We start from the raw sequence: 16,566 nt of genomic DNA, 5'->3' as shown, positions 1-16,566 counted from the left end.
ATCTATCTGGACGGGAGCCGTCGAAGCGCTCGTCTCTAGGACACTTACAAGCCTAGGGAATCCCACGAGCGTGCCGATCCAAAATAGGTGAACGGAAGATGAACACTTCCCGTCGTTCCGGCTGACCTGGGCGACCGCACTATCTGCCGCGCTGCCGTCAGACGGCTCGGTCGTCTGTCAGTCGGCAGGCTCGTCGATCTTGTATCCCAGGCCTCGCACGGTGCTCAGGTATTTCGGGTGGCTTGGTTCCTCTTCGATTTTGGCGCGTACACGTTTGACGTGCACGTCCAACGTTTTGGTATCGCCGACATAATCGGCGCCCCAGATGCGGTCGATCAGCTGATGCCGGGTGAGCACACGTCCTTTGTTCTGCATCAGGTATTCCAGCAGTTCGAATTCCTTCAACGGGAAGAACACGGATTCGCCGCGAACGATGACCTGATGCTGCCCGACGCGCATCACGATGTCGCCGCAGGTCAGCGGCACGTCGTCGTCGGCGCTCCCCTGCTGTTGGGCGCTCTGGTTGCGGCGCAGCACGGCGCGGATGCGCGCCAGCAGTTCGCGGAAGGAATACGGTTTGGTCACGTAGTCGTCGGCGCCGATCTCCAATCCGACCACTTTGTCGATTTCCGTGCTTTTTGCGGTCAGCATGATGATCGGTACGCGGCTTTGCTCTCGAATGCGGCGGCATAGTGTGGTGCCATCAATGCCCGGGAGCATCAGATCGAGCAGTACCAGGTCGATCCCGCCGTGGGTGAACAGTTCAAGCCCCTCTTCGCCCGTGGCTGCGGCGGAGACCTCGTAGCCTTCGCGGGTGAGCTGGTATACCAGGGGTTCCCGGTAGGATTCCTCGTCCTCCACGATAAGAATGCGTGTCATGGTGGTTTTCTTCTCTTTCCTTGGTTTTGGTCCGACTATTGCGACTGATTGTTCCGCCTGGCTATTCCGTCTGCTCGGCCATATCTTCGGCGCAGGGCAGTTCGATGGTGAATGTGGAACCTTCGAATTCGTGCGACCATACGGAAATCGTGCCGCCGCAATCCTCCACGCAATGCTTGGTGATGGCAAGCCCCAGGCCGCTGCCGCCCGTCTGTCTCGATCGCGCCGGATCGACCCGGTAGAAGCGTTCGAAGATGTGTCCGATGGCGGATTCGGGAATGCCGATGCCCTGATCGATTACGCGGATGCGTACGGCGTGCTCGCTGGTGTCCACCGCCACGCAGACCGTGGTGTATTCCGGCGAATAGTGGATGGCGTTCTCCACCAGGTTCTTCACCGCGGTCACGATTGCGCTCTCATCGCACATGATCGGCACATCCGGGTCGCTATCGGACGGTTCCGGCCCCAATCGGGTTCCATCGAATGCGAGCACCATCTCGATATGCCGTTGTTCGCCCTGCACACGATTCGCATCGATGGCGGCCCTGGCCACGGCCAATGCCGACATGCGCTTGGGGTGCAGGCTACGGCCGGCGTCCTGCATCTTCTGCAGATCGATCAGCCGTCGCACCAATTCGGTCAGGCGGGCGGACTCCTTGCTGACACGCCCGGAGAAATACCGTACCGCATCCGGATCGTCGGCCGCGTCGGCAATGGTTTCGGCCAGCAATGCGATCGCGCCGGTCGGCGTTTTCAGCTCGTGCGCGACATTGGTCATGAACTCGCGGCGCATCTGTTCGAAATGTCTGCGCTCGCTTATGTCGACGGCAAGCAGCGCATATAGTCCATCACCGATACGGCTCACCCGCACGCTCAGATATTGTTCGCGCGAAGGCAATGATTGCCCCGCCTGCACTCCCCTGCCCGAATGCGTGCCTGCCATGTCGGCCGCCGAACGTGCCACTTCGAGTTCGCGCTCACGGGTTGTGCCGTCATGCTCCACTTGGGCGAGCATGTCGAGAATCTCGCTATTGCGTACATGGCCGGCAGCGATGAGACCGAACCGTTCGATATCGTCACGCGCATACTGCACGGCACCGTTGCCGTCGACCAGCGCCACCGCCTGCGGCAGTGCGCGCATAAACGCCTCTTCACCGGTGCGCGGCGAATCGTTGCCGGCAAACAACGATTCGCCGCCCACGCTCATACCGCTGTCATGGTATTCGTCACGGGCAAGACGTTCGCCACGCTCCTTGCCGGCCCAATATGCGGCGAGCGAAACCACCGCCACCGCCGCGACCACCAGAAGAATCTGCCACCACTGCATTTCGCCGCTCGTCGCCCTTTCGACTATCGGGGTTTGCCCACAGGACACCTTCGCTTTACCACAGTAGCGAAGCCGGAACGGCGACAATGCGCAATACGCCTGAAGTTCAGCTATTGTTCACCTAGAGACGCCTGAGCAGATCCACGGTGAGGTTGGCGGCTGTATTCGCGTATTCACTGATGTCGAAGCCTTTGAATTCCTCATAGTCGGTGTCGGCGTTATCGGACAGCGCGCGAATCACCAATGCTGGAACATCGTTGCGCGCGGCGACCTGCGCCACTGCGGCGCCTTCCATTTCCACCGCGTCGGCACCGGTGGCGCGGATGACCTCCTCGACCTTGGCCGGGTCGTCCACGAAATAGTTGCCGGAGGCGATGGTGCCGATGATATGGGTGATGCCGGCGTCGGCAAGGGCCTTGTCCGCGACATCCAGCAGATGCCTGTCGCTATGGAACTCCTCGATGGGGTTCTGTTCGGTTCCCGGCTTCCATTGGCCTACGAGTCGCATGTCGGTGTCGAGATAGCGCAGCGTACCGCCAAGCACTACATCGTTGATGTGAAGCCGCTTGTTGAGATTGCCGGCGATGCCGGAGAAAATGATGGCTTCAGGATGGTAGACGTCGATGAGATGCTGCGTGGTGGCTGCCGCGGCGACAAGCCCCATGCCGCCTACGGTGGCCGCGACGGAAAGTTCCTCGCCGCTGTTGGCGGCAAGCGTGCCGCAGGTTATGTCAAGGCTTGCGGCCGTGGCATGCGTGGTGTTGGCGAGCGCTTCGGCGATGTGCGCGATTTCTTCGTTCAGTGCGCCGATGATGGCGATGGTTCTGGTCATGGGTGTTCCTTTCGCGTTGTTCCGCCGTCAGTTCCAACGGCGTGTGGCCACTGCCTGCGCGAGTTCACGCAAGAGTTGTTCGGTGTCGTTCCAGCTCAGGCAGCGGTCGGTGATCGACTTGCCGTATACCAGTTGGTCGAGTGGTGCGGCCGGCTGATTGCCGCCTTCGATGAAGCTTTCCATCATGATGCCGGTGATGCCCTGCTCGCCGGCTGCGATACGCGAGGCGATATCGCGCACGACTTCGGCCTGCCTGTGCTCGTCCTTGCAGGAGTTGCCGTGCGAACAGTCCACGATCACGCCGTGCGATGCCGCGGCGTCGGCCGGCATGCGTTTTCTGATGGCGTCCAGCGTCTCGGCCACATCATGGGCACTGTAGTTCGGGCCGCTGGTGGATCCGCGCAGCACCACATGGCAATCCGGGTTGCCGAGCGTCTTGACCACGGCGGCGCGACCAAGATGGTCGATGCCGAAGAAGGTGTGCTGCTGGGCGGAGGCGAAGCAGGAGTCCGCCGGAGCGCTGATCGAGCCGTCTGTGGCGTTTTTGAAGCCGATGGGCATGGACAGGCCGCTGGCCAGTTGGCGATGCACCTGGCTTTCCGTATTGCGTGCGCCGATCGCGCCCCAGCTTACCGCGTCGGAAATATACTGCGGGCTGGTGGGTTCCAGGAATTCGGTGGCGCAGGCGAGGCCTTCGCCCAGTACATCCAGCAGTGTCCGGCGTGCGAGCAGCAGACCTTTACGGATATTGCAGCTGCCGTCGATATCCGGATCGTTGATCAGGCCTTTCCATCCGACGGTGGTACGGGGCTTTTCGAAATACACGCGCATGACGATCAGCAGATGATCGTCAAGATCGGCCTTCAATGCCGCAAGACGACGCGCGTAATCCAAAGCCGCGGTCGGGTCGTGCACCGAGCATGGGCCGACGATGACCAGCAGACGATCATCCTGGCCGTACAGGCATGCCCTGATCTCATCGCGGGAACGGGCGACAAGCTCCTGCGCCCGTTCGTTCAACGGCAGGTCGGACAGCACTTGCGCCGGCGTGGGCAGCACCTCGAATTCCAGTACACGGCGGTTGACGATACGGCTGACGCCGACCTGATCCTCCCAACGTGGCACGTCGGTGGCCGTCAACGGGTTCTTTCCCTCATCCATGGCCTGACGAATCGCACGCATCTCCTCCGGTCGATTCAACGGTTCTGGCGCACCGTTTTCCGGCGACGCGAACCTCACCTCATTCTGCTGCTGCATCATGCCTCCTCGAAAACGCTCTCCCACACACAATAGCCGAAACGCCACCATGCGCGGTTCCGCTCGCGGCACGGGCGCGTACCGTCAGGCTTCGCCGCGCAGCACCAGTACGATCAGCAGAGCATTCAGCGCGACGATGAGCACGGCGATCAGCATGAAGCACGCATGGCGAACCGGGCCATCCGCCCACTTGCCCATCAACCGCCTGTCATGCGTGTAGCGCATCAACGGGATGATGGCGAACGGAATGCCGATGGAAAGGATCACCTGACCGATCACCAACGCTTCGGTGGGGTTCGGTGCGAACCATAGCACCACCAGCCCGGGCACCAGGGTGACCACGCGGCATGCCCACATCGGCGCTTTGATGCGTAACAGGCCATGCATGATCTCCGAACCAGCGTATGTGCCCACGGATGTGGAGCTCAACGAGGATGCCAGCAGTCCGATGGAGAATATGGTGCCGATGCCGGGGCCGAGCACGCTGACAATGGCATGCTGCGCCCCGTCGATGGAATCGGTACCGCTCATGCCGTGCAGAGAGTTTGCGGCAAGGATCAGCAGGCACAGATTCACCGTTCCTGCCAGCAGCAGCGCCCATGCCACATCGATTTTCGCGCCATGCAGCAGGCGTTGCACCGACGGCTTCTTCCGCCCGCCGGCATAATGGTCGTTCACCAGCGTGGAATGCAGGTAGATCGCATGCGGCATGACGGTCGCGCCAAGCATCGACGTAGCCATCATCACCGAATCACGATTGGTGAAACGCGGCACCAACCCCTGCACCACGCCGAGCGGATTCGGCGGATCGATGAACAGGCCGGCGATGAACCCGAACGTGATCACCAACAGCAGGGCGATGACGATCTTCTCGAATATGCGCTGCGTGCTGCCGCCTTCGAACATCAGCAGCACCGTCGACACCGCGCCGATGATGAGCCCTCCGACGAACAGCGGCAGGTTGAACAGCAGATCCAATGCGATGGCGCCGCCGATGAGCTCCGCCAGATCGGTGGCGATGGCGATCACTTCCGCCTGCATGAAGAACATGAACCGTCCGGCGTCGCTCATACGTTCGCCCAACAGATCGGGCAGGGATTTGCCGGTGACCACGCCCAGCTTGGCGGACTGGTATTGGATGAACACGCTCATGATGTTCGCCAGCACCAGCACCCACACCAGCAGGTAGCCGTATCGCGCGCCGGATGTGATGTTCGCCGCCACATTGCCCGGGTCCACATAGGCGACCGCGGCCACGAACGCCGGGCCGAGAATGCCGGCGAGCGCATGCTCATGCCGCTGCCTGCCAGACTCCGCGCTTTTTGCGGAATCCTCGCCGTTCACGCCGTCTACCATATCGTCCGAATCAGTGAGTCCGTCAGCAACCTGCCTGTATTCCATACCGCCTCGTCTCCAAACCGCTTACGGTATAACGCGGGTATGTTACAGACATGGCCTTTGAAAATGAACGGCCGTATAAAACGCATCGGCTTGGCGACGAATCTTTCGTCAAGGCCATGCTGCCTACTGCGGTATCTCCTGTGCGGGGCATGCGTGCAGTACGGCAAGCATGGCCGTTTTCTCGTTGGAGGTGACGCTGAGCGAATATTTGGCTTTCACGCCGATCTGCCGCGCCACGTATTCGCAGCGGTAGGCGCTGTTGGTGGGCAGCCAGTAGGCGGCCGAGGCGGATCCTTTCGACTGGTTGGCCGGACCGTCCACGGCGAGCAGATTGTACGGATCGTTTGCGAACGCGTATCGCTTGCTCGTATCCCATGTGTTGGCTCCGGAACGCCAAGCGTTCTCCAATGCCACCACGTGGTCGATCTGCACGGCCGAACTGGTTTTCACGCCGCGGGTGAAATGAATGGTCGCTCCGGTGTAGGGATCGTGCAGTATGCCGCTGGCCACCGTGCATGACCCCCGGTATTTGTAGCGCACGTCGCTCAGATCGCGGGCGAGGATGTCTTCGCGTACATCGCAGCCGTCGTTGTTGGCATCGGTTTTACGGAATCCGAACAGATCGCGGTCGTAACCTCCCGGATTGGCGGAATCGTCGACGTTCAACGTACCCAGCACATCCGCAGCCTGCCCGGTGGCCGTATGTTCGCCGGTGAGCTCGGCCACCTGCGGACTGAGCTTGGTCAGCAGCAGCGCAATGCATGTTCCGAGGATGACGGCTGCGAGCAGCATCGTCAGCGTCCGGAACCAGCTGGCGGAGGTGTTGACTATGCGGCGTGGGAAACGTGAACGTCGGCTCATGGCATCCTTGCTGGCTTGGCTGCGGATCTGGGGTGGGATCGGATTGGCGATCAGGCGTAGGTGAAGGTCATCGGATCATGACCGGCGCGGGTCGGGCCGTCCAATGCGTCGATGGCGGCATGTTCGTCGGCGGTGAGCTCGAATCCGAACAGATCGAGGTTTTCCTGCTGACGCTCGGCGTGCACGGACTTCGGGATGATGATGGTGCCGTTCTCGATGTGCCAGCGCAGAATCACCTGGGCCGGGGAGACGCCGTGCGCGGCGGCGATGCGTTCGATGGCACCATTGCCAGCGTTGAGGTCGGCGCCGCGCGCCATGGGGGAATACGCTTCGATGGCGATGCCGTGTTCCTTGCAGTAGGCGACCACTTCGCGCTGCTGCCAGGTGGGGTGCAGCTCGATCTGGTTCACGGCCGGGTATTCGCCGGTCTCCCGGTGCAGGCGTTCCAAGTGCTCGGGCAGGAAGTTGCATACGCCAAGCGTTTTCACACGGCCTTCGGCGCGGAACTCGTCGAACGCCTTCCAGGTCTCGCCGCTACGCCAGTCGAACGGGGTCGGCCAATGCAGCATGTACATATCGACGTATTCCAGCTGCAGGAGTCCAAGCTGGCGGTCGAACGCCTTGCGCGCGGAATCATAGCCTTGTTCGGAATCACGCAACTTGGTGGTGACCCACAGGCTCTGGCGCTGCTCGCCGGTGGTATAGCCGGCAGCGGCGAGCGCACGGCCTACGCCGGCCTCGTTGTTGTATCCGGCAGCACCGTCGATGTGTCGGTAGCCTGCCGCCAGGGCGCTTTCGACAACTGGCGTCACGCCTTCATCGTCGATACGCAGTACGCCCAGGCCGATCTGCGGAATGGCGTTGCCGTCGCTGAGTGTAATATCGGGAACTTCGTTGGGATTGGGATGACGATTCGTCATATTTTTGCTCCTTCGTTTCGGTACGGAATCGACGGTTATGTTGGCATTGCATGCTGTCTGGTACTGATGTGCAGTCTATGCCACAGCCGGGAGGATGCGCGGGCGGGGCCTGCTACCGCGTGGTGGATCTGGCGATCACCCGTGAGGGGATGCGCATAAGCTCAGGCTCGACGTTCCGCCCGGCGATGCGCATCAGCATGCGAGCACTTACCGCGGGCACGATGGCATCGAACCGTGAATCCATGGTGGTCAATGGCGGCTGCAGATAGGCCGCCTCCTCGATGTTGTCGAATCCGATCACCTGCACCTGGCCCGGCACGCTGATGCCATTCGCCGCAAGCGCCGACAGCACGCCGATGGCCAGCTGGTCGTTGAACGCCACCACGCCGTCGAACTCCGTGCCGGCGTCGATAAGCCGCTGGATGGCCTTATAGCCGCAGCCGATGGCCCAGTCGCCGCCGCTGACCACCAGTTCGGGGTCGAGGCTTGTTCCCCGTTCACGGCATGCTTCGATCACTCCACGCAAACGGAGCCCGGCATTGCCGTCGGTGGCATGCAACGCGGCCTGCTCATCGTAGATTCCACGACTGCCGATCACGGCCAGATGCCGCGCTCCACGCTCGAACAGGTAGGAGGCGGCCATACGCGAAGCCTGCACGTCATCGCAGGTCACATGGTCGCAGACGCCCCACACGTCACGTGCGCCGACCGCGACCATCGGATAGTCCACGTCCAGATCCTGCGCGGTCAGGCTCTCATCCTCCGACATGGACAGGATCAGTCCGTCGGACACGGTGGTGTTGAAATTGCGAAGCAGTTCTCGCGCCCCTTGCGCGTTTTGCCCACCATAGGTGACGACGTACACCAGGTAGTCGTCCGACCTCGCCTGTTCGATAATGCGATTGGCGAGTTCCGCCAGGTACGGCGGCGTCAGCATCGGCACGGCAAGCGTGATGACGCCGGTGCTGTTGCGGTTCAGATTGCGCGCCGACACGTTGACCCGGTATCCGAGCCTGCCGATGACCTCCTGCACGCGTGCCCTGGTCTCATCGGACATGCGCCCGGCATTGTTGATGACATTGGAGGCGGTTTTCAGCGAAACGCCGGCTTCCTGCGCCACATCACGCAAGGTGACACGTTTCCTGCCGGGTTCGATCTCGCTCAACACCGCCTCCGATCATAGGGTTCGTTGACTGCCGTGGGCTTGTGTCTACAACGCCGAACGGCAACATACCGCTACTGCCGATTGTATCGTTTCACGACGAGTACGCCGTTGCGTCGAATGGTGTAGACGCCCGGGGCCTCGCCTTCATCGCACTGGAAGCGATACACGGGTTCGCCGGAAATGCCGCTGACCACCGTCTCGTTCTTGCCGCGCGGCAGGTAGAAGTCGAAGATCGCTTCGGCGCTCGCACGCTCGGTATGCAGGGTAATGGTCGGGTCGTAGTCGGCGCCGTCGCCTGCCTCGCAGGCCTGGCCGACAGTCAGATGGTCGCCGACGAACACAGCGAGATCGGCCACGTTCAAGTCGCACCCGACGAAATAGGCCATGCCCTTGCCATAGGGGTTGCGCGTAATCGCCGCGGTACCGTCCAATTCCCACTCGTCGGCCTGTGTGCCGGCGTAGCTTGCCAGCACTTCCGTATCGGCTCCATCCACAGCGATATCGTTCTGCCATAGGCGGGTGACCATGCCATTGGATAGGCGGATCTCGCTAGGCTCCCCCTCGGCCTGTGCGCCCAGAATGTTGAATTCCTCGCCGCGAATACCCAGCATGGTGCGCAGCATGCCGTCGCCGGCACCCGGGTATCCGCCGAGCCACGTATGGAAGTTCTCATCGATCAGGCCGCTTGCATAGCCGACCACCACCGTGCCGCCGTCACGGACGAAACGTTCCAGGCGCGCGGTATCGGCGGCGCTGAGCATCAGCACCGTCGGCAACACCACCGTCGCATAGCCGCTCCAGTCGTATTTCAACGGGACGATATCGGCGCGCGTCCCGGCGTCGAGATAGGCACGATACCAGTCGCGCACATCATGCCAATGGTTGAGCTTCTTGCTCGGCAGTGTTTCGCTGCGCGTAGCCCATTCGGATTCGGCGCTGAACAGGATCGCCGTATCGGAACGCACCAGTTCGCTGCCCTGCACGCCCGCATCGCCCAGCGTTTTAAGCGCGGCGCCCAGCTCGCATACGCTGCGGTACAGTTTCGTATGCTCGCCGGCGTGCGGCACCATTGCGGAGTGGAAGGATTCGGCGCCGAACGCGGAGGCCCGCCACTGGAAGAAGTTGATGGCGTCCGCGCCCATGGCCACATGCGCCACGGAATCGCGTACGGTCTCGCCTTTACGCTTGCGGATGTTGAGGTCCTTCCACTGCACTGCCGACGTGGAATGCTCCATCACATACCATGGCCTGCCCAACGCCAGGGAGTCCATCAGCGCGTCAGAGCAGAACAGCTCGTCGATATGCGATTCGCCTTCATGGAAGTAGTGGTCGTTGGACACGAAATCGACCTCGTTCGCCCAATCGGCATAGTCCATGCAGCACTGGTCGGTGGAGACCATGAAATTGGTGGTGAACGGCTTATCGGGGCAGATCTCGGCGATGGCATCGCGTTCGGCCCGGTAGAAGTCGAGCAGCATATCGTTGCCGAACCGTTCGAAATCCAGTTTCTGACCAGGGTTCACCATGGAGTCGGCGCCCATGAAACGCGGGATGAGCACCTCGTCGAAGCCGTTCATCTCCTGCCCCCAGAACGTGGTGCCCCAGGCGGCGTTGAGCGCTTCGATGGTGCCGTATTTGCGCTCGCACCAGGCGCGGAAGGCGTGGAGCGCGTTGTCGCAGTAATCGTAGCGGTTGTTCCAGCCGTATTCGTTGCCCATATGCCATGCGGTGACATAGGGGTTGGTGCCGTAGCGTTCGGCAAGCTTGCGGCACAGCGTGAGCGCATATTCCTTGAATACCGGGCTGGTGGGGCTCCACGACTGGCGTGACCCGGCATTGATGGGGTGCCCGTACTTGTCGTGCGGCAGGACCTCGGGGTGCTGCTCGTACAGCCACAGCGGGGCTGTGGCCGTGGCGGAGGCCAGATCGACGGCGATACCGGCCTTGCCAAGCTTGTCGATGATGCAGTCGAGCCAGCCGAATTCCCAGCGGTGCTTTTCCGGCTGGATGCGGTCCCAGCTGAAGATGGCGAGGGCGACGGTGTTGACGCCGGCCTGCTTCATGAGCCGGATGTCGTCGTCCCACACGTCTTCCGGCCATTGGTCGGGGTTGTAGTCTCCTCCGAATGCGATGCCTCGTCCTGATTCGGTCAGTAGCGATGGCCAATGGAAAGTTCTGCGATGTGCCATGAGTCCGTTCCTTTGCAATCTCATTGCGCCCAAGTGGTACAACTGTGTATCAACCGCCAATGATACACAGTTGTACCACCAGCTGTCAAACGGCATGGGCCCACATCTAAGCCCCTACGCAATGTGCCGGTTCGCATCGAACGAACCGGCACATTGCGCCACGATTACAGGCGATCGACAGACTCACGCATCGTGCTGTGCGTCGGCAGCCATCACATGCTGACCACCTGGTCGGCGATCCGCATGGCACTGGCCCGATGAGACACCAGCACCACCGCTTTACCCCCATACCCGCGGCCACGCCCGGACCGATCACGATCATGATGTTCCTCGTGGGCGAGCGCATCGATGGAACGAAGAATAATCGCCTCGTTCAACGCGTCAAGCCTGCTGGTGGGCTCATCAAACAACACCAGATCCGCCTTGCGCAGGAATACACGTGCCAATCCGATGCGCTGACGTTCGCCTTCGGACAGACGATCGCCCAACTCGCCCACCGGAGTGTCAAACCCTTCCGGCAACGAGTCGATGAAATCGAGCACGGAGGCCTTACGACATGCGTCACGCAAACACTGCTCACGAGCGCCATCATGACCCACCTGCGCCGAATCGCCGGAAACCACGCCCGTCAGCGAGCCGGTATCCGCAATCGCCAGCAGCAGATTGTCACGGATCGTCCCATCGAACAGGTGCGTTTCCTGCCCCATCAGCGCCTGCACCCTGCGGCGATGGTGGGCGTCGATCTTCCCCAACGGCTCATTGGACATGCGCACCTCTCCGGATTGCGGATCCCAGTAGCGCATCAACAGTTTGACCATCGTCGACTTGCCCCTGCCTGAAGGCCCCTGCACGCCCAAAACGCCATGTTTCGGCACGGTGAGGGAGAAGTCGTCGAGCACCGGTTTGGCATCGGATGCATACGAGAAGGTGACATGGTCCACTGCCATGCCTTTGTAGCGAGGCTTGCCATGGCCGGTCTCCTGCACGGCCGGCGCCTCGTCCATCAGCGAGAACAGCCGCCGTGCGGAGGCGAAGGTCTGGCTGAGGTTCGCCGGCAATGCGGCAAGTGCCAGCGTAGGAGCAAAGGAGCTGACGATAAGCACAAACGCCGTCATCAGCTGTGCGACCCCGCCGCCTTGCCCGATCACACCGAGCGCCACTGCGGCTCCGGCCAAGGTGAACAGCATGACTAGAATGCCGCCGATGCCTGAAAACAGACCGTTACGCCTGCTCAGTTTCGCACGTTCATACCAAAGCCGCTTGGTGCGGTCCTCGATACGCGCAACCCGTTCCTCGCCACACCCGAAGCCGATGATCTCGCCAAGTCCACGCATATCGTCCATCATCGCCTCGTCAAGATCGCTTGCCCGTCCACGAATGCCAGGGCCCAGCTGACGGACGCTCACGGCAAAGACCCTCGGCACGATAACGCCGATGACCAGATGCGCGCCAAGCAGCAGCAACGCCATCCACGGGTTCAACGTCAATGCGGCCAACGCCGTCACCACCGTAGTCGCCACCGCAATCACCACGGGCGAAATGGTGTGGGCGAAGAAAATCTCCAGCAGCTCCACATCCGTGGTGACCATGGCGATCAGATCGCCCTTGCCATGGCCGGCGAGCTTTGCCGGCGCCAGACGCCGCAACGTTTCGAACGCTTTGGACCGGAACAGCGCAAGCAGTCGGAAGGCGACATTGTGGTTGAGATACTGCTCGACATACCTGAGCGCGCCGCGGACCACCGCGCATGACGCCATCAGCGCCGCAGCCATTGCCGCGGACATGCCCCACACCGGTTTGCCCGACAGCGCGAACAGTGTCATAACAGCGAATACCGGCAGGAAAGTCGCCGCCAGATGCCCAACGGTGCCGGCCAGCGACGCCGCGGTCATAAGCCCGGCGAGCGGCTTCGCTTCATGCAGCAGACGGCCCACAACCTGTGACGTGGAGTATTTCCGCGAATCGGTACTCTGCCCACAGCTCCGGTCGCCGTCGGAGGTTTTCACGGCGGAACCGGCTGTGGAGAAATCCGAGAAGGCGAAGGCGGAATCGCCACCGCCCGAGCTCACGTCCGCAAACCGTTCCACATCGCGCTGCGCGTCATACAGTTTCGCGTATGCACCGCCAATCGCCATCAGGCCAACATGCGAGCCGGTTTGCACGGCATGACCATGGTCAAGCACCACCACATGATCGGCACGCTCGGCGTTGGCCATACGATGCGTGATCATAATCACCGTCCGATGCTTACGATGTGCCAGATCGTGAATGGTATGCAGAATCAGATTCTCGCTTTCCACGTCCACGCTGCTGGTCGCCTCGTCGAACACATACACCGGGCTATCGTGCAGCAACGCACGCGCTATGGCGATGCGCTGGCGTTGCCCACCGGAAAGATTCGCCGCATCAGGCTCGATGACCATGTCGAGTTCGCCGGGCTGGCCGTGGATAAAACCGGCGATACGCGCTTCGATCAGCGCGTTCCACATGGCCTTCTCATCGGCCTTCGGATTGGCCATCAGCAGATTCTCGCGCAATGTGCCCGCAAACAAATGGCTTCGGGCACCGACCAGCGTAACCGTGCGGGACAACGTACTTGGGGAAAGCCCCGAAAGTTCGGTGCCGTTGACGATGATCGACCCGGAATACCCGGAACGTATGCCGGCCAGCAAAGCGGCGGCCGTGGACTTGCCCGACCCTGAAACACCAACAATGGCGGTAAGCTGGCCGGGAGCGGCATAGAACGAGGCATCGTCGAGCGCCGGTTTCTCCCGATCCCCGGAATCGTAGGCATAGCTTACGGAGTCGAAGGCGATGGCGACAATCGACTTGCCCACGCCGGCAAGCGTGCCCTCCCCTCGTTCGGGCTCGGGCGCGTCAAGCAACGCGAAGATGCGCTTGCTTGAGGTCATGCCGTTCATCGCCACATGGAAATACGACCCCAGCTGCCGTAGGGGGATAAAGAATTCGGCCGACAACAGCACGATAAGCACCACCGAGGCCACACTCAGCGTCTTGGTCGTGGCAAACTGCCACAGGGCCACGCCTATGCCGACTGCCGTACCGCCATAAGCCACCAGATCCATCGCGGCCAATGAACGCAGCTGGATCTGCAACACCTTCATGGTCATCACACGGAACCGTTCGGCTTTCTCGTTCAGATCACGCGACGCTCGAGCATCGGCGTCAAAGGCCTTCAATGTTTCCAGACCCTGAAGATCATCAAGAAAAGCGGCGCCCATATCGGTATACCCGCCCCAATACCGTTTGAACGCCTTCGACGCACTCATCGCCACCATGCCGACGATAAGCACGATAAGCGGCGCGCAGATCAGCAAGGTCAGCGCGGTAGGCATATTCAGCGGGGCCACCACCGCGAACAAGGTGATCGGAGCCACAATCGCATAGCACAACTGCGGCAGGAACAGTTCGAAGAAGCTTTGTATCTGCTCCACGCCCTCGCCCGCGGATTGCACGACATCCGACGTGCTCACCCGCGTGGAGTACGACGGTCCAAGTGCCAGCATCTTGCGATACAGCTTGCTGCGTAACGCAAGTTTGACCCGCTCGGAGGCTTCGCTGCCCAAATGCGAGGCAACCACGGTGGCGATATAGCGCGTTACCACGCAGATCGTCAGAATCCAAACGAATGGCGGATTATCGGAGCCTTGCAGCCATGGAGCAAGCACATCGCCGAACAGGGCCACCACCGTGATCATAAACACCACATTGGCCAGCAGACCGATCCACTGACAGATGACCTTACCGACGATCAGCCTAGTGACGCCTGGAGCCAGTCGGAGCAACCGCTTATCGAACATATCTACCCGTTTCTGTCATATCGACGACCATACGGCAGTCGACAGCCGTTTCGGCAGGGAAATGCATGCCGCCCGTCTTCACTGTAATGAAGACGGGCGGCACGCACAAAAGAATCCGTTCCCGGATTCACAAGCATCTTACAAGCTGAGGAACAGCTCGTGGATGCGGGTATCCTCGGTAAGTTCCGGATGGAACGCCGTGGCGAGGATCCTGCCTTGCCGCAGACCGACCACATTACCGTCGATCTCGGTCTCAACAGTCGCCTCGGAACCGACGGACACCACGAACGGCCCGCGGATGAACACCAGAGGGAAATCCTTGATGTCGCCGAAATCGGCGGTGGCTGCGAAGGAGCCCAGCTGCCGTCCATACGCATTGCGGCGCACCACCGCATCAAGAGCACCGAAATACACATTACTGTCGTTGTCGAGTTTCTTTGCCAGCAGAATCATGCCGGCGCAGGTACCGAATGTCGGCTTGCCTGCGGCGATATGCCTGGCGATCGGTTCGAACAGACCGGTGGAATGCAGCAGCTTGCCCTGCGTGGTGCTTTCGCCGCCGGGCAGGATCACCCGGTCGATGGATTCGTCGAAATCCTCGGCGGCGCGCAACAGCTTCCACGGCGCCCCGAGCTTATCGAGCATGGCGGCATGCTCGGCGAACGCCCCCTGCACCGCAAGAATGCCGGTCACGCCATGCTTGACGGATTCCACATCTTCGGATTCTTCTTTGGAAATGTATTCAACAGCTACGACCATAAGGGCTTCCCCACTCTCGCTTCGTATGCAAGCGGGCAGCGTCTCCGCTGCCCGTTCTTGCAGAAATGGCTATTGGGCGACGGATCACTCGCCGCGAGCGGCCATGATGGTTTCGATCTCGTCCTCGTTGATGCCGACCATGGCCTCACCCAGGTTGGCGGACAGTTCGGCCAGCAGATCGGCGTCCTGCCAGTTGGCGGTCGCCTTGACGATGGCGGCGGCGCGCTTGGCCGGATCGCCGGACTTGAAGATGCCGGAGCCAACGAACACGCCTTCGGCGCCGAGTTCCATCATCAGGGCGGCATCGGCCGGGGTGGCCACGCCGCCGGCGGCAAAGTTCACCACAGGCAGGCGGCCGTTGTCGTGCACGTACTTGGCCAGATCGTACGGAACGGCCAGCTGCTTGGCTGCCTCGTACACTTCGTCGTCGCGCAGGGAGACGAGCTCGTGGATCTGCTTGTTCATGGTGCGCATGTGGCGCACGGCCTGAATCACGTCGCCGGTGCCCGGTTCACCCTTGGTACGGATCATCGCGGCGCCTTCGGCGATACGACGCAGAGCCTCGCCCAGGTTCTTGGCGCCGCACACGAACGGCACGTCGAACTGGTTCTTGTCGATGTGGTACACGTCGTCAGCCGGGCTCAGCACCTCGGACTCGTCGATGTAATCGATGTCAATGGCCTGCAGGATGCGGGCTTCGGCAATATGACCGATACGCACCTTGGCCATCACCGGAATGGACACGGCCTCCTGGATGCCGCGGATCATTGCCGGGTCACTCATACGGCTCACGCCACCGGCCGCACGGATGTCGGCGGGAATGCGCTCCAGCGCCATAACCGCGCAGGCACCGGCGTCTTCGGCGATATGCGCCTGCTCCGGGGTCGTGACGTCCATGATCACGCCGCCCTTGAGCATCTGGGCAAGATTCTTGTTCAGTTCGTTACGGTTCTCGGCCACAATCGTTTCCCTTCGATTCTTTACAATGGCTGTCCACCTCATGCTAGGGGAAGTGACGCCCCCGGCACGCATTACGACCACATTGTAATGTGCAAAGGCACTATTGTGTTACGGCGGCCTGCCCACCGTACTGATGCAATCCATGTTCCCCGCCCCCGTCCATTTCGCACCCGACAAAACATCAGCGCGGTTTTT

General features: G+C 61.3%; 12 protein-coding genes. All 12 read right to left on the bottom strand.

What is annotated here, in order from left to right; genetic code table 11:
• Nucleotides 1-177: 177 nt before the first annotated feature.
• Complete coding sequence (locus BBAG_RS01260) at nt 178-879, bottom strand: response regulator transcription factor (RefSeq protein WP_003827569.1); 702 nt, start codon at nt 877-879, stop codon at nt 178-180.
• 61 nt (nt 880-940) lie between these two features.
• Nucleotides 941-2,206: a sensor histidine kinase gene (locus tag BBAG_RS01255; RefSeq protein ID WP_003827566.1), complete on the bottom strand. Its 1,266-nt coding sequence runs from the start codon at nt 2,204-2,206 to the stop codon at nt 941-943.
• Between the two features lie 121 nt (nt 2,207-2,327).
• The gene (gene mtnN / locus BBAG_RS01250; protein WP_003827564.1) at nt 2,328-3,038 is read right to left on the bottom strand and encodes a 5'-methylthioadenosine/S-adenosylhomocysteine nucleosidase; all 711 of its coding nucleotides are present in this window, start codon (nt 3,036-3,038) and stop codon (nt 2,328-2,330) included.
• Between the two features lie 27 nt (nt 3,039-3,065).
• The gene (locus tag BBAG_RS01245; protein WP_047750218.1) at nt 3,066-4,295 is read right to left on the bottom strand and encodes a 3-deoxy-7-phosphoheptulonate synthase; all 1,230 of its coding nucleotides are present in this window, start codon (nt 4,293-4,295) and stop codon (nt 3,066-3,068) included.
• 84 nt (nt 4,296-4,379) lie between these two features.
• On the bottom strand, nt 4,380-5,651 hold the full coding sequence (locus tag BBAG_RS01240; RefSeq protein WP_047750215.1) for an Nramp family divalent metal transporter: 1,272 nt from the start codon (nt 5,649-5,651) through the stop codon (nt 4,380-4,382).
• A 168-nt stretch (nt 5,652-5,819) separates the two neighbouring features.
• Entirely contained in the window at nt 5,820-6,557 is a 738-nt protein-coding gene (locus BBAG_RS01235) for an HNH endonuclease family protein (RefSeq protein ID WP_033508905.1), read from the bottom strand.
• A gap of 50 nt (nt 6,558-6,607) precedes the next feature.
• Complete coding sequence (locus BBAG_RS01230) at nt 6,608-7,477, bottom strand: aldo/keto reductase (RefSeq protein ID WP_003827559.1); 870 nt, start codon at nt 7,475-7,477, stop codon at nt 6,608-6,610.
• 112 nt (nt 7,478-7,589) lie between these two features.
• The gene (locus BBAG_RS01225; protein WP_033508921.1) at nt 7,590-8,642 is read right to left on the bottom strand and encodes a LacI family DNA-binding transcriptional regulator; all 1,053 of its coding nucleotides are present in this window, start codon (nt 8,640-8,642) and stop codon (nt 7,590-7,592) included.
• Between the two features lie 71 nt (nt 8,643-8,713).
• Nucleotides 8,714-10,831: a beta-galactosidase gene (locus BBAG_RS01220; protein WP_033508907.1), complete on the bottom strand. Its 2,118-nt coding sequence runs from the start codon at nt 10,829-10,831 to the stop codon at nt 8,714-8,716.
• Nucleotides 10,832-11,043: 212 nt separating this feature from the next.
• Nucleotides 11,044-14,652 carry an ABC transporter ATP-binding protein/permease gene (locus BBAG_RS01215; RefSeq protein WP_003827554.1) on the bottom strand — a complete coding sequence of 1,203 codons (3,609 nt, stop codon included), beginning with the start codon at nt 14,650-14,652 and terminating at the stop codon, nt 11,044-11,046.
• 138 nt (nt 14,653-14,790) lie between these two features.
• Nucleotides 14,791-15,411, bottom strand: a complete 621-nt coding sequence (gene pdxT / locus BBAG_RS01210) for a pyridoxal 5'-phosphate synthase glutaminase subunit PdxT (protein WP_003827553.1) — start codon at nt 15,409-15,411, stop codon at nt 14,791-14,793.
• An 84-nt stretch (nt 15,412-15,495) separates the two neighbouring features.
• A complete protein-coding gene (gene pdxS / locus BBAG_RS01205) occupies nt 15,496-16,371 on the bottom strand; it encodes a pyridoxal 5'-phosphate synthase lyase subunit PdxS (protein ID WP_033508909.1) in 876 nt (291 codons plus the stop codon).
• Nucleotides 16,372-16,566: the final 195 nt, after the last annotated feature.

Origin of the sequence: Bifidobacterium angulatum DSM 20098 = JCM 7096, from assembly GCF_001025155.1 — a bacterium.
GTDB classification, from domain to species: domain Bacteria; phylum Actinomycetota; class Actinomycetes; order Actinomycetales; family Bifidobacteriaceae; genus Bifidobacterium; species Bifidobacterium angulatum.
This window is presented reverse-complemented; position numbering and strand designations above follow the sequence as displayed.

What these genes read in the sequence shown, in the direction of transcription:
- mtnN (WP_003827564.1), bottom strand. Translation starts at nt 3,038, where the DNA reads ATGACCAGAACCATCGCCATCATCGGCGCACTGAACGAAGAAATCGCG.
- BBAG_RS01220 (WP_033508907.1), bottom strand. Translation starts at nt 10,831, where the DNA reads ATGGCACATCGCAGAACTTTCCATTGGCCATCGCTACTGACCGAATCA.
- pdxT (WP_003827553.1), bottom strand. Translation starts at nt 15,411, where the DNA reads ATGGTCGTAGCTGTTGAATACATTTCCAAAGAAGAATCCGAAGATGTG.
- BBAG_RS01255 (WP_003827566.1), bottom strand. Translation starts at nt 2,206, where the DNA reads ATGCAGTGGTGGCAGATTCTTCTGGTGGTCGCGGCGGTGGCGGTGGTT.
- BBAG_RS01230 (WP_003827559.1), bottom strand. Translation starts at nt 7,477, where the DNA reads ATGACGAATCGTCATCCCAATCCCAACGAAGTTCCCGATATTACACTC.
- BBAG_RS01260 (WP_003827569.1), bottom strand. Translation starts at nt 879, where the DNA reads ATGACACGCATTCTTATCGTGGAGGACGAGGAATCCTACCGGGAACCC.
- BBAG_RS01235 (WP_033508905.1), bottom strand. Translation starts at nt 6,557, where the DNA reads ATGAGCCGACGTTCACGTTTCCCACGCCGCATAGTCAACACCTCCGCC.
- BBAG_RS01215 (WP_003827554.1), bottom strand. Translation starts at nt 14,652, where the DNA reads ATGTTCGATAAGCGGTTGCTCCGACTGGCTCCAGGCGTCACTAGGCTG.
- BBAG_RS01245 (WP_047750218.1), bottom strand. Translation starts at nt 4,295, where the DNA reads ATGCAGCAGCAGAATGAGGTGAGGTTCGCGTCGCCGGAAAACGGTGCG.
- BBAG_RS01240 (WP_047750215.1), bottom strand. Translation starts at nt 5,651, where the DNA reads ATGGTAGACGGCGTGAACGGCGAGGATTCCGCAAAAAGCGCGGAGTCT.